A 24,584-nucleotide genomic window follows, 5' to 3' on the forward strand; every position below is an offset into this window, starting at 1 on the left:
ATACATCATATATAATTATAATGATTCTAATGATTAGGATGAGAAAAGGAGAGATGAGATGATATTTTTCTTTCAATTAGCAGTAATTTTGCTAAGTACAAAGCTTGCGGGTGACTTAAGTGTCAGGCTAGGGCAACCGTCTGTACTTGGAAAACTTATTGTTGGTATTGTGATTGGTCCAGCAGTATTGGGATTAATTGATAATACAGATTTACTGAAGCAATTAAGTGAAGTCGGGGTTATTCTCCTCATGTTTATGGCTGGTTTAGAAACGGATTTAAAGGAACTAAATGAAAATCGCAATTCTTCTTTAGCAGTAGCAGTGGGTGGAATTATTATGCCGTTTCTAGGTGGCTATGTTGCCGGTCTGATTATGGGAATGGAGCAAGCAAATGCAGTTTTTTTAGGCTTACTTCTTTGTGCAACTAGCGTTAGTATCTCTGTGCAAACGCTTCGGGATTTAGGGAAAATGAAAACGCGCGAAAGTACAACAATGCTTGGCGCAGCTGTGTTTGATGATATCCTTGTTGTTATTTTGCTTGCTTTTGCCATGAGTTTCTTAGGTGCAGGTGATGTGAATCTAACAATGATTATTTTGAAAAAGGTTGTCTTCTTTGCAGCAATTATCCTAATCGGATGGAAAGGTGTTCCAATGATTATGCGCTGGCTTTCTCCGCTTCGTGTGTCAGAATCTATTATTAGCGCAGCCCTTATTATTTGTTTCTCCTTCGCTTATTTTGGAGAATTACTAGGAATAGCGGGAATTATCGGAGCGTTTGCGGCAGGGATTGCTATCTCCCAAACAGATTATAAACATGAAGTTGAGAAGAAAGTTGAACCAATTGCCTATGCAATGTTTGTTCCTATTTTCTTTGTAAGTATTGGGATGAATATTACGTTTGCAGGACTTGGAGATAAAGTTTGGTTTATTGCCATTTTAACAGTAATTGCTGTGTTAACGAAATTGATTGGTTGCGGTCTTGGAGCACGTATGACAGGTTTTGATTTACAGTCTTCTACAATCATTGGATCTGGAATGGTTTCACGTGGCGAAGTAGCCTTGATTATTGCAGGACAAGGTTTGGCTTCAGGATTATTAGCGCAAGATTACTTTACAGCGATTGTTATTGTTGTTATTTTGACAACGATGATTACACCGCCGATGTTAAAGAAAACATTTGCGATAAAAGACAAGCAATTGAAAGAGGAAAGAAGTGCAATGTAAGCACTTCTTTTTTTTATGTAACAATTTTCAGAAATATATAACAATAACCTTGACGTAGGCTTTATTTTGTTTTACGGTGAGGTTGTAAACTATTTCCATGTTAAGGGGTGAAGATGTGGCAACGATACGCGATGTTGCAAAGTTGGCAGGAGTTTCAGTCGCAACAGTTTCACGAGTATTAAATGAAAAAGGGTATGTACATGAAGATACGGTAAAACAAGTGAAGAAAGCAATTGAAGAGTTGCAATATAGACCAAATGCGGTGGCCAAGGCGCTATTTAAAAAATCTTCTACGATGATTGCCCTGCTTGTACCTGACTTACAAGACCCGGCATCCTTACCATTACTTACAGTTATTGAAGAAGAAGCTTACAAAGAAGGATATCAAATTATTATATGCAATATGAAACATAAGCGTGGTTACATGGATGTATTGGAACAAAATAATATTGCAGGTGTTATTATGACACGTGATGTATATGAAAGCTTGCAAAAAGAAATAGTATCAGTTCCGTTTGTAATTGTAGATTCGGTTGAGGGGTTTTCTTTACATTATTATAATGCGGCGATACAAGCTGTTTCTGTTCTAGAAGAGAAAGGATGTCAGTTTCTTGCCTATATTCATGAAGATACAAATAATGAAGCGATGGAAGAATATTTCACTGGTTTTTTAGACGCGGTTTGGGAGAAGAAGATATCTTACCGAGTTATAGAAACGTATAGGGAAGAGATAGATTCAGAACAAATAGCTGTGGAGGTATTACAAAAATATCCATACATAGATGGTATCATTACTTGTAGCGATATTGTAGGGATTGGCTTTATTCGTGCTGCACAAAAGCTTTATATCTCCATTCCAAAACATTTACAAGTTATTGGTTTAAATGGAATTGTACAAGGGGAGTGGTCTACGCCAGCTTTAACGACAATTGCTCAGCCGATAACAAGTATAGGAGCACTTGCTATTCATAAGTTAATTGCAAAAATAAAAAAGGTGGAATATAACCAAGAGGTAGCTGATTTGGATTTCGTTCTAATTGAGAGAGAATCAACAAAGTAAAAGGTGCGTGAGAACACGCGCCTTTTTTTCTATTTTGTTACTCGTAGGGCCGTAGGAGTCTGATTGATGAAATTTTCACTTAATCAAGGGTGTAGTAAGAAGTGTTCTTGTTTAATATCAAGTAACATTGTTGCAAAACGTGTATGTTCTTCAAAATTTGGAGAATGAGCTGAGTTCGGAAACCAAATCATTTTTTTTATAGGTGCGTTAAGAACATCGCAATATTGTTGTACAAGTGCATAAGGCGTTTGATAGTCATAGCGTCCAGAACAAAAATAGACAGGAAATGAAACGCTCGGCACTTGTGAAAAGAAATCAATCGTTAACATCTCTTTCCATAATTCCCCAGAATTCATATTTCCGCTAAAAAATTTAATCCAATCTATCCATGTGTATTCAGGGGATAGAAACCCTTTTCGAATGAAAGAAAAGAATGTCCCATTTTGAATAGCTCCACCAAAGATACCGAGCCATTTCCTTTGGATAAGTAGTCTCCTTTTATCTAGAAATGGAGGCTTTCCAAGCTTTTTTAAAGAAGCAAGTGCACGGGTATGTCCGCGCTGCTTTGCGGATCGAATTAAATGTTCAAAAAGCAGTTTCTCATTTTGCTTCATATGCACAATTTGGCCCACTCCGATATATGCTTCGATGTATTGAGGAGATTGCTGTGCAGCAAATAATCCAATGATGCTGCCCCAAGAGTGTCCAAGAAGAAATAATTTCCTTTTTTGAAACCTTTTTAGAAGATAATCGATTATTTTATGTGTATCTAAAACGTATTGCTCAATTGTTAGCGATTCTTTGAAATCTCGCCATGAAAAGGATTTTCCTGCTCCGCGCTGATCCCAGTTGACAACAATAAAATGTTTCTCAAGTTCTGTTTGAAAATGGCGTGCAAAGCCAATTTGAGCCATTCCTGGTCCACCGTGTAAGCATAATAGAAGAGGTTGATTGAGATCTTGCCCACGAATGAGTAACGATTGTTTCCGATTATTTATAAGAACATTTTCAATTGTAGCAATACTATTTGAGATGTGTTTTTTATTTTTATCGTAAAAAGAGGGGGTGCTGCTGCGGATGAACATGAGGACGACCTCCTTTTGATTGCGATATATTGAACAGTGATGTTTTTTTCATCATATACTAAATATACTAATAAGAAATTATTGTATCATAACATAATAACTTTATCCCGCATTAACAAGCAGTAAGTTCCCGGTGATGAAAGTTTCACGTTATCCTATGTTTAATAGAGAGGAGGGAGGAGGTGGAAATTGGTGAAATTATTGATCGTTTAAATAATCATGAATCGATAGCAATTGTTGCGAAACGACTGGAAATGAGTCCATATACACTATCAAAAAAATTACGATTACTCGGATATGGATATGATAATGAGCAGAAAAAAAGGGTATTTATTGGAGAAGGGGAGGAGCCTCGTCATTTACAATTAAAAGAAGCTGTAAGTCTACAGCAGGAAAAAATAGATTATCAGCGCCTCATTTATGAGCAATTGCAACATATTTATGAGTTGTTGCAAAAACGCGAATATGGAATACGTATCACGTCTGTGGAGCAAGAAGAGAAAAAAAAACGTACATTTTCTCTTTCTAAACAAGTACTAGAACAATTAGATTGTCTTTCTGTTAGAAATGGTGTGCATAAGTCTAAACTTGTAGAAATTGCACTGAAAGAATATTTAGAAAGATATCGTGAAAGATAATAAAAGCGGGATTTCCCGCTTTTATCCTACTATTTGCAGGCAGTAAGATTTAAAAGAAGAACTGCCTGTAGAAGCTTGATTTCTTCCACTCATGAAAATTGTATGTTATAACGGCTAATTTATTTTTTGAACACGCCCTTCAATTTTTGCTTCGATCGGTGATTTTGCCTGCTTCACATAATCTACTAATGCATCTAAATCATTCGGTCCTGTTTCTGTATTTGTTCCATTTTTAAAGGAAACAAAACCGTCTCCACCAGAAGCTAAAAAGGCATTCGCTACGACAGTATATATTTGCGAGTCAACAAGAGCTTCGCCGTTTGATAAACGTACATCAATTACTTTTTCACCATCTGCTTTGTTAGCGTCCCATTTGTACGTGATACCAGAGATTTGGAGCATACGTGTTTTATCTTTTTGCCATTGCTGATTTAAAATGTCCCGAATATCTTTTCCAGTCAATGTTGATTTTATTAATTGGTTGCCAAAAGGTTGAATGCCATATAGTTCTCCCCATGTAATATCTCCTGCATCTAAATCGTTGCGAATACCGCCAGGATTCATAAGAGCAATTTGTCCGTTCATCGCACTGCGCTGTGCATCTGCAATTAAGTTACCAAGTGTTGACTCTCCAGCAGGTGATTCTTTTCTGTCTAAAGCAGTTGCAGCTTTACCGACAACTTCATTTACAAGTGGAGCGACTTTTTCAGCATACTGCTCGACTTTTTTCTTAATTTGTGGATCAGGTTGAATGCCATCGTGAAATGTTGTAACAATCTCAGCCTTTTTCTCTACAATATCTTTTGTTTTCTTATCAATTTTTAAGTCAACGTCTGCGAAAGCTGTACCGTACGAATAAGCTTGTACAAGAAGTTTTCCATTTACAGTTCCATTTACATATGCATGGTTATGGCCGCCAAAAATGACATCGACTTCTGGATCGGTATTTTGAGCTAAACGAACGAGATCACCATCTGTAATTCCTTTATCATCCGTTGTACCAGGATTGTGTGCTAATACAACAATTGCTTTTACACCTAATCGTTTTAATTGTTGTGCAGACTTGTTAATTGCCTCTACTTCATCTGTGAACTTTACGTTTTCAACCATTTTAGGCATAACGATGCTTGGTGTTTCTGTTGTGACGACACCAATAAAGCCGACTGGAACTCCTTGTACCATTTTTACTGTAAATGGCGGTAAAAATAAACGACCAGTTGTTTTGTTGTAAACATTGGCTGCAACGTAAGGGAACTGAGCACCTTTAAAGTTGCCAGTCTTTTCATGATAGCCACCATAAATAAGGCGACGCATTTCGTCTACACCTTCATCAAATTCATGGTTTCCAATTGTTCCAACATCAAAGCCAAGGTCGTTGAAAATATCAATTGTTGGTTCATCTTGTAATAAAGCAGAAATTGGTGGACTTGCTCCAACTGCGTCTCCGGCATGAACAAGTAGCGTATTTTTGTTTTGTTTTTCGCGGTCTCGCAAGTATGCAGCTAAGTAATCGACCCCACCGGCTTCCTTATTGTTTATTTTTTTTACTGTGTTTAATTGACCGTGGAAGTCATTAATGCCTAGCATTTGAACATCAATGTAACGATTTTCTTGTGTTGGTGTAGAAGTGGGCTGTGCTGCAAATACGCTTGAAAATGTGACTGTACTTAAAACAGCAACTGCCGGTATAATTTTTTTCCACATGTTTTTTGTTTCTCCCCTTTATATAAATCTGACATCATACGACATCATTTTAATAGATTATAAGAAAACAATCTATATAAAATTCTATATTTTAAGAAAATTTATAAAACAAAATCTCTTTATTTTTATATAGAAAATAAATCATTAATTATGGATGATTAACTGTTTTGCATTTTCATGTGGAATTGGAGCTGGGATTCGGGCAACTTAATAGAGATGCAGATACAGCTCTTGTGGTTGCTGGTAAATTGCACTTGCTACTATAATAAAGAAAAAAGTAAAAGGTGATTTAATTATGGCAAAGAAAAAGCAAAAGCAAGCACAGAAACAAACAGGGATGAAGATGGAAAAAGAAACAGTAACAATTGGAGATCAATTAAACGAAGCATTAATGAAGCAGCTGAAAAGTAAACAAAAAGAGCTAAAAGAGCAAGAAGAGCAGAAAAAAGAAATAGAGTTAGAGAGAAAGCGTAAAGAACAGCGTGAGCGCGAAAAAAACAAATCATTTGAAGAATTATTAAGTGAAAGTAGTTTGTCATGGAAAGATTTTAAATAAGAAACGAATATAAAGGAGAATAGATGAAGAAAAAATAACGTGCCATATATATGCGGCACGTTATTTTTATAATAATTTTATGGAAGTAATAAAATTTTCCCTGTACTTTTTCTACTTTCTAAATAATGATGTGCTTTTGCTCCTTCGTTTAAGGAAAATGTAGTTGGTTTGGATAACTTGATTTTTCCTTGTTGAATCCATGTGAATAGTTCTTTAGAACGAAGAACACGCTCTTTATGAGAAGTGAGCACATTCCATAGATCACCGCCGGTTAACGTCTTAGATGTATCCATAAGCATGCGCGGGTCTACAGGCGCTGGATCGCCTCCTGCCATTCCGTAAAAAACAACGGTTCCTCCAATACGTGTTGCTTCAAAGCTATCCATCAACGTAGAACCAACAGATTCATATACGACATCTACACCTTTTCCGTTAGTCGCATGCATGACTTTCTGTTTCCAGTCATCCTCATACAAAAAGGTCCAGTCTGCGCCAACTTCTTCGGCAGCTTTTGCTTTTTGCATAGAAGAGGTAAGGGCAATCACTTTACCGCCTAATAATTTGATAATTTGTACAAGAAGTTGTCCTACACCACCGGCAGCAGCGTGTACGAGTACAATGTCTCCTTCCTTTACTGCATAGCTATCGCGAGTTAAGTAGTGAGCTGTTAAACCTTGCAGTAAAATAGAAGCAGCTGTTTCATATGAAATATGATTAGGAAGTGGAATTGCTTTCTCTATTGGAACTGCTACAAGCTCTGCATTTGCATATGGAACATCTGCAAATGCAATAGAATCTCCTTGCTTTATGGTCGTAATATTATTTCCTACTATTTCTACAATTCCAGCGCCTTCGTAACCTAAAATATATGGTGGTTGACCAGCGAGGTGATAATTTCCTTTTCTTCTGTAAACATCGGCAAAATTTAAGCCAATTGCTTTCATTTTTACAAGAATGTCATTAGGTCCGATAACAGGATTAGGGATTTCTTTATATTGTAATACTTCTGGTTCTCCAAATGTGTTAAATACAAGAGCTTTCATCTTTTTCCCTCTACTTTGTGTATTTTGTTTTACGCTTACACTGTAAGATAAAAGGATGAAGAAAGCAAGAAATTGCTCTTTGAAAAAAGCGAGAAAAGGTTGTTCATATGAAATGAAACAACAATATATAAATCCATTTTAATTTTTTAACATATAAGCCGCTGCTATGTAGAAGAAAACATGACCTGCACTTGCTTTCTCCCTTTGTTTTCATTCTTACATGTGGCAGGAAAAGGTTCTGACCGCTTTTATGCATGGCCAGATGCTCTTACCCACCTAAAAAGAAATAGTTATTTAAGTCGGTTTTTCAATTTGTACTTATATACTTTCTTCTAGTTTCTTAACATAACAAGATTATGTAAACAAATCGCTTTTTTTGACTTTTTATTTTTTTCTTGTTGAAATGGAGTAAAGGAGGAGTTTTTTATGCATATTCCAACAACAACACTTCATAACGGTGTGAAAATGCCAATGCTAGGCTTAGGAGTATATAAAGCAAAAGAAGGGGAGGAAGTAAAGCGAGCGGTACAGACTGCGCTAGAAATCGGATACCGTGCGATTGATACGGCTACTATTTATGAAAATGAAAGCGGTGTCGGAGAAGCGATTCGTGAATTTGGAATTGCTCGTGAAGAGCTTTTTATTACAACGAAAGTATGGAACGATGAACAAGGATATGAAACGACGCTTAAAGCATTCGAAACAAGTTTAAAGAAGTTACAGATGGATTACGTGGATTTATATTTAATCCATTGGCCGATACGTGGAAAGTATGTGGATACATATCGCGCTCTTGAAAAATTATATGAAGAAGGAAAAGTACGTGCGATTGGTGTGTCAAATTTCCATACTCATCATTTAAAACATTTATTAGAGAATTGTCATGTTAAACCAATGGTGAATCAAGTCGAGCTTCATCCAATGTTAGCACAATTTGAACTTCGCAATTTTTGTCAGCAAGAACAAATTCAAATGGAGGCATGGAGTCCGCTTATGCGAGGTGGGGAGGTATTTGAACATCCGGTTATTCAAGAGATTGCTAAAAAATATGAGAAAACACCTGCTCAAGTTATTTTGCGCTGGGATATTCAAAGTGGAATTGTAACAATTCCAAAATCTGTTACACCGTCTCGCATTGCAGAGAATTTTCATATTTTCGATTTTTCATTAACAGAAGAAGAAGTGCAGCAAATTGATAAACTAGATTGTAATAAGCGTTCAGGAACAAATCCAGAGAAATACGATACGATGTAAAAAAGCTACCGATTTTTCGGTAGCTTTTTTCATCGATGAGATTCATATGTATCTAATTTCGCAATTGCTTGAATGTGTGTGTATTGTTCGTCTGTCAATGAATTTGTAGTGCCGGCTTTTATGTTCTCGCGTAATTGGTCAATTGAGCTTGCACCTGGAATGAGAGCTGCAATTGCCTGGGTATGTAAGCAATATTGAAGCGCGGTTTCTGTTAGAGAGCGCTCATTTGTTATTTCTTTCACACGAGATACGATGTGTTTTACTTCATCGTGATTGTAAGAGAGATAGTCCTTTTCTTTCACTTTAGCTAATTTCTGTGCATTGTTACTAGTTAATAAGCCTTTTGCGAGTGGACCGCGGGCAATGACGCTAATATTGTGTTCTTGTAAGAATGGGAACCATTCTTCTGGGCGGCGATTTAATATGTTATATTCCATTAAAATACTTACGATATTAGAACGCTCTGCATATTGGCGAATAACATTAGGACGGATGGAAGAAATCCCGTAATGACGAATGATTCCTTCTTGTTTTAGTTCTTCAAATGTTTCAATGACTTCGTCAATATTATCTTCAATTGTTCCGCCATGTAGCTGATATAAATCGATATAATCCGTTTTTAATCGGCGCAGGCTTTCTTTTACTTCCTCTTTTATATATGCCTTAGAAGGGTCCCAAGTCCAACCGTTTTTTTCTTCTGTCCAGCGGTTCCCAACTTTTGTAGCAAGTACAACTTGCTCTCGTTTTCCTTGTAACGCTTTTCCGATAAATTCTTCATTTAATCCATAATTGTATAAATCGGCCGTATCTAAAAAATTAATACCTAAATCTAACGCTTCATGAATGATTTGAATGGCTTCTGTTTCATTTGTTCCAAGTGACATACATCCAAGTCCAATTTCACTTACATATAAATCTGAATTTCCTAATTTACGTGTTTTCATCATTACCCTCCTTACTTTTATTGTACGAAAGCGTAAGGAGTTTCACAAACACTTTACCTTTGTGTATTTGTAATCCAGTCATGAACAGTTTTATAACGTTGTTCATATTGTTTTAGCATATAACGAATTTCCCAGGCTTTTCCGACTAACGTTACTCGATTTGGTAAAATATACACTTTCATTTTCGTTTCGCTCCTTTCAATGTGATAGAATGTATGAAGAAAGACTAGGAAATAGAACAGGGAGATGAAGTCTTATGAGTAATCTTGAAGAAAGAACGATTGCGACTGAGCCTATTTTTGATGGAAGAGTGATTAAAGTTCGTGTTGATGAAGTAGTATTGCCAAATGGTGAGACGAGTAAACGTGAAATTGTGAAGCATCCTGGTGCGGTAGCGATTATCGCAATTACAGATGACGAGAAAATTGTGTTAGTTGAACAGTATCGCAAAGCGATGGAAAAAGCGCTTGTAGAAATTCCTGCTGGAAAGTTAGAGCAGGGAGAACAACCTGAAGCAACAGCAATTCGTGAATTAGAGGAAGAAACAGGGTACATATGTGATAACATGAAGCTCATCACGTCATTCTACACATCACCAGGGTTTGCAGATGAAATTGTATATGTATATGAAGCGACTGGTTTGAAGAAGAAGGAAGACAAAGCAGATCTTGATGAGGATGAGTTTGTTGAGTTAATGGAAGTATCATTAGAAGAAGCGCTGCAATTAATAAAAGAGCAACGTATTCATGATGCAAAGACAATGTTTGCAATTCAATATTTACAATTGAAAAAATAAACACTCGCTTTATGCGAGTGTTTATTTTTGTAAAATTTGAAGATGACTAGCTGTAGCGTCTCGATATTTATTGTATTTTTGCATATACACATGTATCACGTAAACTACCATCAGGAGCAAGGAAGTCATTTTCTAGCGTACCTTCTAGAATAAACTCTAGGCGCTCTGCTACTAATCGTGCATTTGTATTATTGGCATCACAGCGAATTTCAAGTCGCTTCGCTCTGAGTTTATCGAACGCGAATTGAATGGCTCCTTTTAATGCTTCTGTCATATACCCCTGTTTTGTGTAAGAGCTATGAAGCCAGAAGCTAATAGAAAACTTTGGAATATCCCAGTTTTCTGGGTGAAGTGTGAGTGCACCGATGAATGTACCTGTTGTTTTATCATATAGATGAAACGGCAATGTTTCTCGAAGTAAAAATTTCCCATGGGCGGCTCTAACTGCTGCTTCTGCCGTTTCTTCAGTTTCATGCGTAATAGACATCCATGGCTGTAGATCCTCTAAAGAAGTTTGAATTGCTTCATAAACTTCTGTACCATCGCCAGGGAACGGTTTACGTACCTGCAGGCGCTCGGTCTGAAATAATGTTGGAAAATCTAATAATAGTTGTTTCAAAAGAAATCCCTCCTATTCTCTACCTTTAAGTTTAGCAAAGTGGCGTGGAATTTCAATGTTAATTCGTCATACTTTTTTCTTTCTATCATACATTCTAGTAAGAGGAAGAACGGGGGGACGTAATATGCTAAGGAAATCGTCTTGGCAAGATCGTGTAACATATCATGTACAGGAACACGCTTCATTATATGTATTTGTAGCTGTCCTTTTATTAATGGGGGTTATTTTTGGGGCGATCCTTGTGAATAGTTTACAAATAAGTCAAAAACAAGATTTGTATTTTTATTTAAGTCGTTTTTTTGGACAAGTTTCCAAAGGGCAATTTGCAAATGCAGGTGAGATGTTTCGCGAAAGCTACTTATCGCAACTGAAATATATTGGTTTTATTTGGATTTTAGGTATTTCCATTATTGGTTTGCCTCTTATTTTTATTTTATTATTTTTAAAAGGAGTGGTTGTTGGATTTACAGTAGGTTTTTTAGTAAGTCAACTTGGTTGGAACGGCTTATTATTAGCATTTGTGGCTGTACTTCCACAAAATTTAATTATTATCCCAACATTTCTTATTATGACGACGATCGCCGCTAGCTTTTCCTTGCGCATGATTCGTCATCAATTTATTCGAAAAGTAAATGAGCCTCTATTACCACTTTTTATCCGCTATACTTGCTTTTTTCTTATTATCGGTGCAGCGCTAGCGATTGCTTCAGGAATTGAAGCTTATGCATCGCCAAATTTTATGAAACAAGTCATGGAGACTATTAACAAAAAATAATTATACTTTGATAATTATTATCAAGTAATTTTGATTATTTTTCTTTTGACAGTTTCCCTTCTTCTGATATAATGGGGTAAGAGTGGCGAGGGAGGGAGTAGTACCGAATGGAAGAAAGAATTGATCGAATTAAAAAGCAATTGCATGCAGCGAGTTATAAGTTAACACCACAACGTGAAGCTACGGTTCGCGTACTGCTAGAAAATGAAGAAGACCATTTAAGCGCGGAAGATGTTTACCTCCTTGTAAAAGAAAAGTCGCCAGAGATCGGACTTGCAACCGTCTATCGGACTTTGGAATTATTATCCGAGTTAAAGATTGTCGACAAGATTAATTTCGGTGACGGTGTTTCGCGCTATGACCTAAGACAAGAAGGTGCATCACGTTTTCATCATCATTTAATTTGTACAGAATGTGGTGCAGTAGAAGAGATTCAAGAAGATTTACTTTGTGAAGTAGAAAAAAGAGTAGAAAATGAGTGGCGCTTTAAAGTCAAGGATCATCGTTTAACATTCCATGGTATTTGTGAGAAGTGTCAAGAAAAATTAACAGAAGAAAGTTAACCTTTTCCTATTTAGTTAGGAAAAGGTTTTTTTTTGCAAATGAGTAAGACTCCCCGCCTTAAGATTTTAGAGAGAGAAGTGCGGGAGTTTTCATAATTAGGTATAAATGATGAAAAGCTTGGCATATGTTGTAATAACATAAATTTTGGAGGAATTCACAATGCGCCGAGCAATTAAAGTTCTTTTTGATGGTATGAAAGTATTTTTATTGTTTATTAGTTGTACCATTTTGTTTTATTTCGCTATACTATGGATAAATGAAGAATATGAAAGTTATCATCGTTATGAAAAGCCTAAAGAAGAAACAGTAGAAAAAGTATCTGGAACAGAGGAGCCTGCGAAAGATGCTTTCGTCAACAGAATGATTTTTTTCTATGAAAATGGGGAGTAGAGAAGATTGGAAGATCAATTACAAGACTTTATTCATTATATGGTTGTTGAAAAAGGATTAGCTCAAAATACAGTTGTATCATATGAGCGTGATCTAAAAAGTTATACGAAGTATTTACAAAAAGTAGAACAAATTACATCTTTTCATGATGTAGCGCGCATGCATATTGTGAACTTTTTACATCATCTAAAAGATAATGGGAAATCTTCGAAAACGATGGCACGTCACATTGCATCTGTACGGTCGTTTCATCAATTTTTATTGCGTGAACGTGTTGTGGAACATGACCCGTCTGTACATATTGAAACACCTCAAGGTGAGCGTAAATTACCGAAAGTGTTATCGATTAATGAGGTAGAAGCACTATTGCAAATACCGAAAAGAACGAGTGCATTTGGGATTCGTGATAAGGCTATGTTAGAGTTATTATATGCAACAGGGTTACGTGTTTCTGAATTAATTGAATTAAACTTATCAGATGTACATTTAACAATGGGCTTTGTTCGTTGCGTCGGAAAGGGAAATAAAGAGAGAATCATCCCTCTCGGTAGTTTAGCGACAGAAGCGATTCAGTATTATATTGAAAAAGGAAGACCGGAACTCTTAGGAAAGAAAGTGGCCGAAGCACTCTTTTTAAATCATCACGGAAACCGTTTATCTCGTCAAGGGTTCTGGAAGATTTTAAAAAGGCTTGCACAAGAAGCAAATATTCAAAAAGAACTTACACCGCATACATTGCGTCATTCCTTTGCAACGCACTTATTAGAGAATGGAGCAGATTTAAGGGCGGTACAAGAAATGCTTGGCCATGCCGATATTTCGACAACACAAATTTATACACATGTTTCAAAAGCTAGATTAAAAGATGTATATAAACAGTTTCATCCAAGGGCATGAGTGTTCATGCCCTTTTACTTATTATAAAGTGAAACTTCCATCAGTGGGGGGCATTCCTCACTGATAGTTAGTTGAACCAATAGGGCACATGCCAGCAGTTATTCCTCACCTACCTTCCTCGCTTCTCTTTTATTCTTGAGGTGGGGGTCTTACTGCCCGCGAGTAGTGGGATAAAATGAAAGCACTTCACAAAAACTTCACAAACATTTCTTACATTGTTTTCAGCAGAAGGCTAGAATATGAACGTATATTTCCTCTATACTAAAATAGGAAGAAGGAGGAAGTTATGATGAAAAAACTTTTAATTACATTATTTATCACAATGCTAGCGTTAGCTGGTTGTAATACGAAATCGGACGAGACAACGAAAAAGAATAAGTCGCTTGAAGAAGTAAAGGTAGAAATAAAAACGAACCCTGAAACATTAAAGCCGAATGAAAAAGTAGAAGTACAAGCAATTGTTACACAAGGGAAAGAAAAAGTAACAGATGCAGATGATGTAAAGTTTGAAATTTGGAAAGATGGCGACGAGAAAAAAGAGATGCTAGACGCGAAGAATAAAGGTAAGGGTGTTTATGCAATCGATAAAACATTCCCATCTGATGGTGTTTATCATATTATCGCACATACAAATGCACGTGATATGCATGTGATGCCAGAAGTAAAAGTGGCTGTTGGAAATGCAAAAGTTGAGGATACAAAAAAAGAAACAGATGGTCATCATGACGATCATGCTCATGGTGATACAATGATTCATCTGATGGCAGATGGTGTGAAAGCAAATACAGAATCTACAATGAACGTACATGTAAAACAAAAAGAAGAAGCATTAACTGGTGCGGAAGTTCAACTTGAAATTTGGAAAGACGGTGCAGAAAAGCATGAGTTTATTCCAGCAAAAGAAGGTAACAAAGGCGAGTATACAAGTACTTATACATTTAAAGAAGCAGGAACATATAAAGTGAAGGTTCATGTGCGAAAAGGTGATCTTCATGATCATAAAGAAGAAACAGTTGAAGTGAAATAAAGTGAAACTTCCATTAGTGGATGTCTTACTGTCCGCGAATAACGGGATAAAAAACGGCTCTTTTAAAGAGCTGTTTTTTTATGTCGAGAAACATATATCGGTTTCATTAGCGGTTCTAGGTAGAATATATTACAATGAAAATGTGAAAAAAAAACGAAATGTGATAAAAATTTCTTAAAAAGAAAGCGTGAACATGTTATGATATCAGCATGAGATGTCTGACATCTGACTTAGAAGAAAAGGGAAGTTTTTACATCGATTTGAACATACTACATAAGTAGCATATATAGGAGGTTACAGTTGTGAATAAATATAAACGTATTTTTCTTATCGTAATGGACTCCGTAGGAATTGGAGAAGCACCAGATGCTGAGAAATATGGCGATAAAGGTTCTGACACACTTGGCCATATTGCAGAGCATATGAACGGATTACAAATGCCAAACATGATGAAATTAGGTCTTGGTAACATCCGTGAAATGAAAGGGATTGCAAAAGCAGAGAAGCCACTTGCATATTATACAAAAATGCAAGAAAAATCTATGGGAAAAGATACAATGACAGGTCATTGGGAAATTATGGGTTTGTACATTGATACACCGTTTCAAGTATTCCCAGAAGGGTTCCCGAAAGAATTACTTGATGAGTTAGAAGCGAAAACAGGACGTAAAATTATTGGGAATAAACCAGCTTCTGGAACGGGAATTTTGGATGAACTTGGACAGGAACATATGGAAACCGGTGCATTAATTGTGTACACGTCTGCTGATAGCGTATTGCAAATTGCTGCTCATGAAGAAGTTGTACCGCTTGAAGAACTATATAACATTTGTAAAATTGCACGTGAGTTAACACTTGATGAAAAATATATGGTAGGTCGTGTGATTGCTCGTCCATTCGTTGGAGAGCCAGGAAACTTCACACGTACGCCAAACCGTCATGATTACGCACTAAAACCATTTGGTCGTACGGTAATGAATGAATTAAAAGATAGTGACTATGATGTTATCGCAATTGGTAAAATCTCTGATATTTATGATGGAGAAGGTGTAACGCAATCTCTTCGTACAAAATCTAACATGGATGGTATGGATAAGCTTGCAGATACAGCGAGTATGGACTTTACAGGTTTAAGCTTTGTAAATCTTGTTGACTTTGATGCACTATTCGGTCATCGTCGTGATCCTCAAGGTTATGGAGATGCACTGCAAGAATATGATGCACGTCTTCCTGAAGTACTTGAGAAGTTAAAAGAAGACGACTTGTTAATTATTACAGCTGACCATGGTAATGACCCAATTCACCACGGTACAGACCATACACGTGAATATGTACCATTATTAGCATATAGTCCAAGCATGAAAGATGGCGGAAAAGAATTACCACTTCGTCAAACATTTGCTGATATCGGTGCCACAGTTGCAGAAAACTTCGGTGTAACAATGCCGAAATATGGAAAAAGCTTTTTGAACGAGCTAGATAAATAGGAGGAACATCAAATGAATCGTGAGTTAATTTCAAAATCTGCTTCATACTTAAAAGGAAAATTTCAAGAAACACCAACAGTAGGGTTAATCCTTGGTTCAGGTCTAGGTGTATTAGCTGATGAAATCGAAAATGCAGTAGCTGTACCGTACAGTGAAATTCCTGAGTTTCCTGTATCTACTGTAGAAGGTCATGCTGGTCAACTTGTATTTGGTACACTTCAAGGTGTTACAGTTGTAGCAATGCAAGGTCGTTTCCATTACTATGAAGGATACGATATGCAAAAAGTAACATTCCCAGTTCGTGTTATGAAAGAGTTAGGAGTAGAAGCAGTTATCGTTACAAATGCTGCTGGCGGTGTAAATACATCATTTGAGCCAGGCGATTTAATGTTAATTTCAGACCATATTAACTTTATGGGCCATAATCCATTAATCGGACCAAATGATTCTGAGATGGGTGTACGTTTCCCTGATATGTCTGAAGCATACAGTAAAGACCTTCGTAAAATGGCAAAACAAGTTGCTGCTGATTTAAATATTAAAGTACAAGAAGGCGTATATGTTGCGATGACAGGTCCTGTATATGAGACACCTGCAGAAATTCGTATGATTCGTACAATTGGCGGTGATGCAGTCGGAATGTCAACTGTCCCAGAAGTTATTGTCGCTGGTCATGCCGGTATGAAAGTACTTGGTATTTCTTGTATTTCAAATATGGCAGCTGGAATTTTAGATCAGCCGCTTCATCATGATGAAGTAATTGAAACAACAGAGCGTGTAAAAGCAAACTTCTTAGCACTTGTAAAAGCAATTGTAAAACAAATGAAGGGGTGAGTTCACAATGAGAATGGTGGACCTAATTGCAAAAAAACGTGATGGCAAAGCATTAACGACAGAAGAAATTAATTTTATCATTGAAGGCTACACAAATGGTGATATTCCAGATTACCAAATGAGTTCACTTGCAATGGCAATTTTCTTTCAAGATATGAATGAGCAGGAACGTGCTGATTTAACGATGGCAATGGTAAATAGCGGCGATACAATTGATTTATCAGCAATCGAAGGAGTAAAAGTAGATAAACACTCAACTGGTGGTGTTGGTGATACAACTACGCTTGTGTTGGGCCCATTAGTTGCTGCTTTAGGTGTACCGGTTGCGAAAATGTCTGGTCGTGGTCTTGGGCATACAGGTGGTACAATTGATAAATTAGAAGCAGTTCCAGGATTTCATGTAGAAATTGAAAATGAGGAATTTATTCGTCTTGTAAATGAAAATAAAATTGCTGTTATTGGTCAAAGCGGAAACTTAACACCCGCTGACAAAAAGTTATATGCACTTCGTGACGTGACAGCAACGGTAAACTCTATTCCGTTAATTGCAAGTTCTATTATGAGTAAAAAAATTGCTGCTGGTGCGGATGCAATCGTTCTTGATGTTAAAACAGGTGCGGGTGCATTTATGAAAACGGACGAGGATGCGAAGCAATTAGCTGCAGCGATGGTTCGCATCGGTAACAATGTAGGACGTAAAACGATGGCTGTTATTTCTGATATGAGTCAGCCGCTTGGTGAGGCAATCGGTAACGCTTTAGAAGTGAAAGAAGCGATTGATACATTGCAAGGAAAAGGGCCAAAAGATTTAGAAGAACTATGTTTAACGCTTGGAAGTCAAATGGTATATCTTGCTGGACAAGCTTCTTCTTTAGAAGATGCGCGTGAAAAGCTCATCGAAGTCATGAACAATGGAAAAGCATTAGAATCATTTAAAACGTTCTTAGCAGCACAAGGCGGTGACGCTTCAGTTGTAGATGATCCTTCTAAATTGCCGCAAGCACAATATAAGATTGAAGTAGAGGCAAAAGAAGATGGATTTGTATCTGAAATTGTTGCAGATGAAATTGGTACAGCAGCAATGCTTTTAGGAGCAGGTCGTGCAACGAAAGAATCTGAAATCGATTTAGCAGTTGGACTTATGCTTCGTAAAAAAGTGGGCGATAGCGTGAAAAAAGGTGAAGCGCTTGTAACAATTTACGCGAATCGTGAGAATGTAGAAGACGTAAAACAAAAAATTTACGATAACATGAAGGTATCTGCAGAGCATGTAGATGCACCGAAGTTAGTACACGGTATCGTAGAAAAATAAAGTGACAATTTGTTCACGAATTGTGAGATAAAAAAGCTAAGGAGTTTGCTCCTTGGCTTTTTTTGCATATAATAATAATGGGTGAAAATATGATAAGAATTTGTGCAGTAACAAAAGAAAATGAAGTATTATATGATTTGTCATTAGAAGAAACAAAGCGAGAAGATATTGTGTGGTTTTGGCTAGATTTATGTAAACCGACGAAAGAAGAGTATACATATATTTTACAAGACTATTTCAAATTCCATCCCCTTGCGATTGAAGATTGTTTAGAATATGTACAGAGGCCAAAGGTTGACTTTTATGAAGGGTATCACTTTTTAGTTCTTCATGCTTTCAGTGAAGATGGATTAGAGCCGCATGAAATTGATTTGTTCGTTAGTGATCATTTTGTTGTATCCTTTCACTTTTCGCACAATAAGGCGATTGAACGAGCATGGAATAAACTTGGGGAAAGACAACGTATAAAGAGAAGCACTCTTCATGTGACGCATACAATTATTGACCAAATTGTCGATGATTATTTTGCTCCAGTATATTATATTGAAGATCATTTAAATGCAATTGATGATAATTTAACAGGAGATACAACAAGTACTGTATTAGAAGAGGTATTTGATATTCGTAATGATTTATCAAAATTACGAAGAACAATTGTACCGATGCGCGATTTATTGTATCGTATTTTAAATTCAACGCGTTTTCATGGTGTGAATGATCATGAAATTTATTTTAAAGATATTTATGATCACTTGTTAAAGCTGTCTGAGATGATTGAAACAAGCCGAGAGCTAACAGCTGATATTCGGGATAGTTACTTTTCCCTAAACTCTCATCATATGAACAATATTATGAAAACATTAACGGTTTTTTCAACCATTTTCATGCCATTAACATTTATTGTTGGTGTATATGGAATGAATTTTGACAATATGCCAGAGTTAAAGTGGGAGTATGGTTATTATATTTGTTTAGCCATAATGGCTCTTATTGGTGGTGGCATGATGGTATGGTTTTATAAGAAGGGCTGGTTTAAATAATAAAAAAACGCCGGGAATTCCCGGCGTTTTTTATTTAGCCAATGACAGGTAACACAAACATGAGTAAGAAGAGACATGTGATAATATAAAGAGGTTTTGCAACTTCTTTATGCTTACCGAGTGCTACTTTTAAGATTGGATATGCAATGAATCCAAAAGCAATACCATCAGCGATGCTATATGTGAGCGGAATCATAACGATAATTAAAAACGCTGGAAATCCTTCTGAAAAATCGTTCAGAGGAATTTGTTGAATGTTTGTAATCATTAAACCGCCAATAATAATTAAGATTGGAGCGATTGCACTATCTGGAATTAACTTTACAAACGGCAAAGCAAACAATGAGGCAAAGAATAAACCACCAGTGACGATAGACGTCAGACCTGTCTTACCACCCGCTGTAATACCAGCAGCACTTTCTATTGTAGAAACAGTTGGACTTGTGCCAAATAGACCACATGTTATCGCTGAAATTGCATTTGCTTGATAAGCGCGAGGGAATTTACGCTGATCTTCTAATAAACCGTGCAAAAGTCCCATGTTTTCAAAAATGAGTACCATACTCAATGAGAACGTTGCAATTAAAAATGGTAAAGAAGTCAGTTTCCCAAACGACATTGCACCAAAAACATCACCATAGTTAGCAAATGAAAATGAACTATTGCCAACTTGACTTGTATCAACAATACCAAATAACCAGGAAATTCCGGTTCCAATTGCAATGGTCCATAAAAAGTTTCCACGTACATTACGAATAAACAAAACTAATGCAACAATAAGCGTAAGCAGTGTAGCTAGAACAACTGGACTACTTAATTTTCCTAATGCAACAGCAGTGTTCGAATTCGCAACGACAATGCCACCTTTTTGCAAGCCGATAAATGCTAAAAATAGCCCAATACCGACAGTAATCGCTTCTTTTAACGACTTTGGAATTGCAGTAGAAAGTGTACGAGCAATAGGTGTAAACGCGGCAATTGTAAAAATAATACCAGCGATAAAGACAGCTGCTAATGCTTCTTGCCAAGTTAAACCAAGCGTATGCACAGCTGTGTACGTGAAAAACGCATTTACCCCCATACCTGGTACAAGGATTACTGGTGCATTTGCACAAAATGCCATCAATAGACATCCGACAAATGAACTGAATACAGTTGCTAAAATTCCTGCTTCAAGAGGAATACCAGCATCTGATAAAATAGATGCATTCACAATCATAATATAAACAATCGTGAAAAATGATGTTACACCAGCAAGTACTTCCTGTTTTGGCGATGTGTGATGTAGGTCTAATTTAAATGTTTTTTCAAGAATTCCTTTCATGTTAAACCTTCTTTTTCATATCCCTCTCCCGCCCGTGATATCCCTATATAGGGTTCACCGTCTATTATTATAACAAAACGAAGGTTTTTTACAATAAAAAAATGAGAACGTTTTCTTTTTTTTTATTAGATGTACAATTAAATATAGGTGAAAATAGCACGGACAGTTGAAATGATTTCCAATTCTCCTGATTGAATAGGAGGAGCACCGCTATGGACAGCGGAATAAGCAACAAATTCCCGCGGCATATGAGAGGACTCTTCAACGACAGAAATGGGAATGGGATTTACATTTAGATTATATGTACTAGCAATCGTCCTTGCTTTTTCTTGGGCATTTTGCACAGCGAGTACTAATGCTTGTTTGTAATAAGCATTAGGCTCTGAAACGCGAAATACAAGTCCTTTGGCGACATTTGCCCCGTTTGCTACAGCTGCTTCATATACTTCCCCTGCTTTTTGTACATTCAATACAATAATTTCATATAAATGCTCAACTTGATAACCGCGTAACATAGCCTTTTCGTTTACGTATTCATATTGCGGTGTAATGGTGTAAGAAAGCGTTTTGATATTTTGCTCTGTAATTCCAAGTTGTTTCAAAGAATCAAGTAATTTAGCAGAAAGAGCAGCATTTTCTTCTTGTGCTTGTTTTACATTTGTACCTTCAGTACGAACACCAATTGTTAACACGACAACATCAGGTTTTGCTTTTACGACACCTTCACCTTGTACAGTAACAGTTGCTTCTTTACCGTTACGTAACTCATGTAAATATGGGGGCATTCCAATTTGCATAACTGTTCACCTTCCTTTCTCTATTTATATGAAAGGAGTGAGTCCATTTTTTCCTTAAATTTAGAAATATAGTGGAAAATCTAAGTAGAAAGAAAATATATACAATTAAGGTATTCATGCATTATAATATGTGTAAATATTATAAAAAAGGGTCGAGAACAGTGAACGAAAAACGAGAAGCACTTATTTTAGACTTATCTATCTCCTTTCGGAAAATGATTCGTTTATTACAAAATGATATTAATGAACTCTTTTCTGAACATATGCCATGGAATGAGTTTTCTGTACTGCGTGCATTATATTGGAAAAGCCCGCAAATGGCATCGCAAATTGCAAGTGAAGTGAATGTTACATCGAGTCATATTACAGCGGTTACAGATCGTCTTGTTCGTAAGGGGCTTGTAACGAGAAAGCGCTCTGATTCAGACAGGCGCATTGTTTATTTAGAAATTACGGATACCGGGAAAGATGTTGCCGAAAAGCTTGAAAATGTTCGAAAAGAATATTATAGAGAGAAGTTCCAGGACTGGAGCGATCAAGAAATTGAAATGGTACTAGAGCTCTTTGGCAGAGTTCTATAAAAAATAGAAAAGCAATTTTTGCTTTTCTATTTTTTATGGCTTCATCATACTATAGAACGGATGCGCTGCATAAAAACAGACCTACATTCCTATACTTTACCTATATGGAATAGGAGGAAGACTATGAAACGCATTGTTTCTTTTGGAATTATCGGTATATGTTTACTATGTTACAGTATAGAGATAAGTGCAGCGTCTCCAAATCAAATTGTACAAAAAGAACTAGAATATCTCTCAAATCATAAGCCTGTTTTATACTCACAATTATGGATGCGCTCGATGCAAGCTTCTGTTTTGTTTCATCATAGTGATAACATTCATCATCAAGATACTTTACATAATATAAAACATTCCTCCCTCGTAAAGGTAAAACAAATTTCACTGGCCAAAGCTTCTGTTTATATTCCGCGAGTTTCTCAGTATGTGTCAAAATTCGGAAAAGAAAATGTACAAGTGTACTATTTAGCTGTGCAGTATGATGTAAAAAAAGAAAATCCATACCAACTAAATGGAATAAATTACTTTTTACAAGTATTTGTACAAGAGTATGGGGACTGGAAAATTGCTGAAAGTGTTGTCGCACCGACAGATCAAATCGTGACAAACGATGATGGATTTGGGACAGACGAAGAGAAGACATATAGCGAAAGACGAAAGAATGCAAAATAGCCTCCTGACTAGGAGGCTATTTTCACGTTGTTTATCCCCCATTAACGGGTAGTAAGACCCCCACCTCAAGATTGAGAGAGCAGTGAGGAAGATAGGTGGGGGGTAACTGCCCGTAAGCCCGATTGGTTCAACTAACCATCAGTGGGGGATGAAAAACCCCCCACTGATGGAAGTTTCACTTTATCTGATAAAATAGTTACTCTTTACTGTTTTAACCGAAGACACAACCGCGTTCTCTTTAATGGAATATACTCCTTCAGCTGTTAAGCGTACAGCCGGTAGATGGGTCGATGTTAAAAAGAACATTGTATATAATGGATCGATATGCTGATGTCCTCTTTCCTTTAGAAGTTGCACAAGCCCTGTCGTTTTTAAAATTAGTTCATGCATGGGCAACTTGCTCATTTTCCCTCCAAGCGGCAATTCCAAATTGAATAAGGTTTCCTCCCCTTCCATTAATATGGTACCGCCCCCTTGATCGAGCAGTTGGTTTACAGCTTTCACCATAATATCTTTGTTTTGCCCTATAACAACAATATCTTGAGATGCTGTGTAGGTTGTCGCTACAGCATCTAGGTGATCGGCAAATCCTTTTAATATGCCGTTAGTAACCCATTTCCCCTTTTGATCAATAAGACTGACATAACAATATCCTTCTCTAGCTTCTAACTCAATAATGCCTTGTTTCAGCGGCAGTGCTTCGGGACTGGATTTTGTAATAACCGCATTAAGCATTGCTATCACAGGGACTTCCGGGTCTTCAGCGGTCATATCCAGCCATTCCGGTTGAACACGCCATTCTATGTGCATAGGTTCAAACTGCAATTGTTGCCAATCACATGCAGGAAACGGCTTCAAGAGCTGCCCGTTTGTCACAACCAGCTGTCCGTTTGCTATAACCTTGACAGGGGAAGGTTTGCTTATATCCTCGAGAAATAGAATATCTGCGACTCGTCCCGGAGCGATTCCACCGATTTCTTGATCCAATCCATAATATGTTGCGGGATTTAAAGTGGCCATCCGATATGCGGCATGGAAAGGAACACCATTATCGAGAGAAATCTTAATAAGATAGTCCATCAATCCATGTTGAAGAAACGGAGGCATGGAGCCATCTGTTGTTAACATAAGTCTTGAAGCGGAAGAAAAATCAAAGTTGAGCTCTTGTAAATCTTTGATTAGGCCCGGCAAATCAGGACGTATAGAGGAGTGACGCAAAGTTGCATACATACCTAAACGAAGCCTTCTGATTACTTCCTCTCCAGTGATAGCTTCATGACAAGCCGTAACACCGAGTGCTGCTAAAGCATTTAAGGTTTCACTGGAAGCCCCTGGGTTATGCCCCTCAATTCTTTTGCCAAGCCTCCGTGCTTCTGCTATTCCTTCAAGTATTGTTTCATCGCCAGTCAAGGCAGCAGGCCAAGCAGTTAATTCGCCAGCTTGTATAACCTGCTTATGACTAAGTAAACTGACCAAGCGCTCAGTCGTGAATTTCGCTAACATATCCGGGTGGTTGCTTTGTGGATCCATCCTTGCCCACCAATAATTTTTGACAGGCAAATGACTGCTGTAGTCTAATAAATATTCAAAATGTTTCTGATCTGTATTTAAATAAAATATTAGATTATCATTCACTAAAGTCGTTGTACCTAAGCTTAAAGCGAATTCTCCGAATGAGGTAAGATTATAATACTGATATGGATGTGCATGAGGTTCGATGTATCCTGGAACTAATGTAAAGCTGGATGCATCTATAATTTTCGTTTTCTCATCAATTTGCGGTGCACGCATTCCTACATAAGCAATACGATCTTCATACAAAACGATATTGTTTCTTTCCAGCTCTCCTGTGTATACATTAAACACAATTCCTCCTGTAATCCAAATTGTTGCTGGATGCTTACCCCTAGATACTTCTATAAGTTTCCACAATGTATCCTTTTCAATGGATCTCATGTAAGTT

General features: G+C 37.0%; 26 protein-coding genes. 17 read left to right on the forward strand and 9 right to left on the reverse strand.

Annotation, left to right across the window (positions count from 1 at the left end; translation table 11 throughout):
- The first annotated feature begins 58 nt into the window (after positions 1 to 58).
- Positions 59 to 1,225, forward strand: coding sequence for a cation:proton antiporter (locus tag ACTDJC_RS03255; RefSeq protein WP_098310658.1), 1,167 nt, complete (start codon positions 59 to 61; stop codon positions 1,223 to 1,225).
- 115 nt (positions 1,226 to 1,340) lie between these two features.
- Positions 1,341 to 2,285, forward strand: coding sequence for a LacI family DNA-binding transcriptional regulator (locus tag ACTDJC_RS03260; RefSeq protein ID WP_098310659.1), 945 nt, complete (start codon positions 1,341 to 1,343; stop codon positions 2,283 to 2,285).
- 83 nt (positions 2,286 to 2,368) lie between these two features.
- Here ACTDJC_RS03260 and ACTDJC_RS03265 read toward each other — a convergent pair whose 3' ends face one another.
- Positions 2,369 to 3,370 (reverse strand): alpha/beta fold hydrolase, encoded by a 1,002-nt coding sequence (locus ACTDJC_RS03265; RefSeq protein ID WP_440602637.1) that lies wholly within the window; start codon positions 3,368 to 3,370, stop codon positions 2,369 to 2,371.
- A 182-nt stretch (positions 3,371 to 3,552) separates the two neighbouring features.
- Between ACTDJC_RS03265 and ACTDJC_RS03270 the strand changes: the two genes are divergently transcribed.
- Positions 3,553 to 4,008, forward strand: a complete 456-nt coding sequence (locus ACTDJC_RS03270; protein ID WP_098310661.1) for a ribbon-helix-helix domain-containing protein — start codon at positions 3,553 to 3,555, stop codon at positions 4,006 to 4,008.
- Positions 4,009 to 4,122: 114 nt separating this feature from the next.
- Here ACTDJC_RS03270 and ACTDJC_RS03275 read toward each other — a convergent pair whose 3' ends face one another.
- The gene (locus tag ACTDJC_RS03275; RefSeq protein WP_440602638.1) at positions 4,123 to 5,712 is read right to left on the reverse strand and encodes a bifunctional metallophosphatase/5'-nucleotidase; all 1,590 of its coding nucleotides are present in this window, start codon (positions 5,710 to 5,712) and stop codon (positions 4,123 to 4,125) included.
- A 295-nt stretch (positions 5,713 to 6,007) separates the two neighbouring features.
- On the opposite strand from ACTDJC_RS03275, the gene ACTDJC_RS03280 reads away from it, so the two are divergent.
- The gene (locus ACTDJC_RS03280) at positions 6,008 to 6,268 is read left to right on the forward strand and encodes a DUF3886 domain-containing protein (protein ID WP_098310663.1); all 261 of its coding nucleotides are present in this window, start codon (positions 6,008 to 6,010) and stop codon (positions 6,266 to 6,268) included.
- 77 nt (positions 6,269 to 6,345) lie between these two features.
- Here ACTDJC_RS03280 and ACTDJC_RS03285 read toward each other — a convergent pair whose 3' ends face one another.
- The gene (locus tag ACTDJC_RS03285; protein ID WP_440602639.1) at positions 6,346 to 7,311 is read right to left on the reverse strand and encodes a quinone oxidoreductase family protein; all 966 of its coding nucleotides are present in this window, start codon (positions 7,309 to 7,311) and stop codon (positions 6,346 to 6,348) included.
- A gap of 426 nt (positions 7,312 to 7,737) precedes the next feature.
- Between ACTDJC_RS03285 and ACTDJC_RS03290 the strand changes: the two genes are divergently transcribed.
- Positions 7,738 to 8,565, forward strand: coding sequence for an aldo/keto reductase (locus ACTDJC_RS03290; protein WP_440602640.1), 828 nt, complete (start codon positions 7,738 to 7,740; stop codon positions 8,563 to 8,565).
- Positions 8,566 to 8,594: 29 nt separating this feature from the next.
- On the opposite strand, the gene ACTDJC_RS03295 is transcribed toward ACTDJC_RS03290, so the two are convergent.
- On the reverse strand, positions 8,595 to 9,509 hold the full coding sequence (locus tag ACTDJC_RS03295; RefSeq protein WP_440602641.1) for an aldo/keto reductase: 915 nt from the start codon (positions 9,507 to 9,509) through the stop codon (positions 8,595 to 8,597).
- Between the two features lie 53 nt (positions 9,510 to 9,562).
- Positions 9,563 to 9,691 carry a Z-ring formation inhibitor MciZ gene (mciZ, locus tag ACTDJC_RS03300; protein ID WP_098310669.1) on the reverse strand — a complete coding sequence of 43 codons (129 nt, stop codon included), beginning with the start codon at positions 9,689 to 9,691 and terminating at the stop codon, positions 9,563 to 9,565.
- A 74-nt stretch (positions 9,692 to 9,765) separates the two neighbouring features.
- On the opposite strand from mciZ, the gene ACTDJC_RS03305 reads away from it, so the two are divergent.
- The gene (locus tag ACTDJC_RS03305) at positions 9,766 to 10,305 is read left to right on the forward strand and encodes an NUDIX hydrolase (RefSeq protein ID WP_098310670.1); all 540 of its coding nucleotides are present in this window, start codon (positions 9,766 to 9,768) and stop codon (positions 10,303 to 10,305) included.
- Positions 10,306 to 10,372: 67 nt separating this feature from the next.
- On the opposite strand, the gene ACTDJC_RS03310 is transcribed toward ACTDJC_RS03305, so the two are convergent.
- The gene (locus ACTDJC_RS03310) at positions 10,373 to 10,924 is read right to left on the reverse strand and encodes a GNAT family N-acetyltransferase (protein WP_098310671.1); all 552 of its coding nucleotides are present in this window, start codon (positions 10,922 to 10,924) and stop codon (positions 10,373 to 10,375) included.
- 124 nt (positions 10,925 to 11,048) lie between these two features.
- Between ACTDJC_RS03310 and spoIIM the strand changes: the two genes are divergently transcribed.
- The 9 genes from spoIIM (at position 11,049) to corA (ending at position 19,250) form a co-directional block, all read left to right on the forward strand.
- On the forward strand, positions 11,049 to 11,699 hold the full coding sequence (gene spoIIM, locus ACTDJC_RS03315; protein ID WP_098310672.1) for a stage II sporulation protein M: 651 nt from the start codon (positions 11,049 to 11,051) through the stop codon (positions 11,697 to 11,699).
- A gap of 107 nt (positions 11,700 to 11,806) precedes the next feature.
- Positions 11,807 to 12,262, forward strand: coding sequence for a ferric iron uptake transcriptional regulator (gene fur / locus ACTDJC_RS03320; protein WP_098310673.1), 456 nt, complete (start codon positions 11,807 to 11,809; stop codon positions 12,260 to 12,262).
- Positions 12,263 to 12,422: 160 nt separating this feature from the next.
- A complete protein-coding gene (locus ACTDJC_RS03325) occupies positions 12,423 to 12,653 on the forward strand; it encodes a YqzK family protein (RefSeq protein ID WP_098310674.1) in 231 nt (76 codons plus the stop codon).
- A 6-nt stretch (positions 12,654 to 12,659) separates the two neighbouring features.
- Positions 12,660 to 13,550 (forward strand): site-specific tyrosine recombinase XerD, encoded by an 891-nt coding sequence (xerD, locus tag ACTDJC_RS03330; protein ID WP_253630340.1) that lies wholly within the window; start codon positions 12,660 to 12,662, stop codon positions 13,548 to 13,550.
- A gap of 286 nt (positions 13,551 to 13,836) precedes the next feature.
- Positions 13,837 to 14,577, forward strand: coding sequence for a FixH family protein (locus ACTDJC_RS03335; RefSeq protein ID WP_440602642.1), 741 nt, complete (start codon positions 13,837 to 13,839; stop codon positions 14,575 to 14,577).
- A 302-nt stretch (positions 14,578 to 14,879) separates the two neighbouring features.
- Positions 14,880 to 16,064, forward strand: coding sequence for a phosphopentomutase (deoB, locus tag ACTDJC_RS03340; RefSeq protein WP_098310677.1), 1,185 nt, complete (start codon positions 14,880 to 14,882; stop codon positions 16,062 to 16,064).
- Between the two features lie 12 nt (positions 16,065 to 16,076).
- Positions 16,077 to 16,898 carry a purine-nucleoside phosphorylase gene (locus ACTDJC_RS03345; protein WP_253630338.1) on the forward strand — a complete coding sequence of 274 codons (822 nt, stop codon included), beginning with the start codon at positions 16,077 to 16,079 and terminating at the stop codon, positions 16,896 to 16,898.
- A gap of 7 nt (positions 16,899 to 16,905) precedes the next feature.
- Positions 16,906 to 18,210 (forward strand): pyrimidine-nucleoside phosphorylase, encoded by a 1,305-nt coding sequence (locus ACTDJC_RS03350; RefSeq protein WP_098310679.1) that lies wholly within the window; start codon positions 16,906 to 16,908, stop codon positions 18,208 to 18,210.
- Between the two features lie 77 nt (positions 18,211 to 18,287).
- Positions 18,288 to 19,250, forward strand: coding sequence for a magnesium/cobalt transporter CorA (gene corA / locus ACTDJC_RS03355; RefSeq protein WP_141525086.1), 963 nt, complete (start codon positions 18,288 to 18,290; stop codon positions 19,248 to 19,250).
- A 34-nt stretch (positions 19,251 to 19,284) separates the two neighbouring features.
- Here the strand turns inward: corA and ACTDJC_RS03360 are convergent, their stop codons facing one another.
- Positions 19,285 to 20,574: an NCS2 family permease gene (locus ACTDJC_RS03360; protein WP_440602643.1), complete on the reverse strand. Its 1,290-nt coding sequence runs from the start codon at positions 20,572 to 20,574 to the stop codon at positions 19,285 to 19,287.
- A 137-nt stretch (positions 20,575 to 20,711) separates the two neighbouring features.
- On the reverse strand, positions 20,712 to 21,371 hold the full coding sequence (locus tag ACTDJC_RS03365; protein ID WP_440602644.1) for an SIMPL domain-containing protein: 660 nt from the start codon (positions 21,369 to 21,371) through the stop codon (positions 20,712 to 20,714).
- Positions 21,372 to 21,532: 161 nt separating this feature from the next.
- On the opposite strand from ACTDJC_RS03365, the gene ACTDJC_RS03370 reads away from it, so the two are divergent.
- Positions 21,533 to 21,952 carry a MarR family winged helix-turn-helix transcriptional regulator gene (locus ACTDJC_RS03370; RefSeq protein WP_141525087.1) on the forward strand — a complete coding sequence of 140 codons (420 nt, stop codon included), beginning with the start codon at positions 21,533 to 21,535 and terminating at the stop codon, positions 21,950 to 21,952.
- Positions 21,953 to 22,075: 123 nt separating this feature from the next.
- Positions 22,076 to 22,621: a hypothetical protein gene (locus tag ACTDJC_RS03375; RefSeq protein ID WP_440602645.1), complete on the forward strand. Its 546-nt coding sequence runs from the start codon at positions 22,076 to 22,078 to the stop codon at positions 22,619 to 22,621.
- 180 nt (positions 22,622 to 22,801) lie between these two features.
- On the opposite strand, the gene ACTDJC_RS03380 is transcribed toward ACTDJC_RS03375, so the two are convergent.
- Positions 22,802 to 24,577 carry an adenine deaminase C-terminal domain-containing protein gene (locus ACTDJC_RS03380; RefSeq protein ID WP_440602646.1) on the reverse strand — a complete coding sequence of 592 codons (1,776 nt, stop codon included), beginning with the start codon at positions 24,575 to 24,577 and terminating at the stop codon, positions 22,802 to 22,804.
- Positions 24,578 to 24,584 lie beyond the last annotated feature (7 nt).

The organism is Bacillus sp. GB_SG_008 (assembly GCF_052038115.1).
Lineage (GTDB): Bacteria > Bacillota > Bacilli > Bacillales > Bacillaceae_G > Bacillus_A > Bacillus_A rhizoplanae.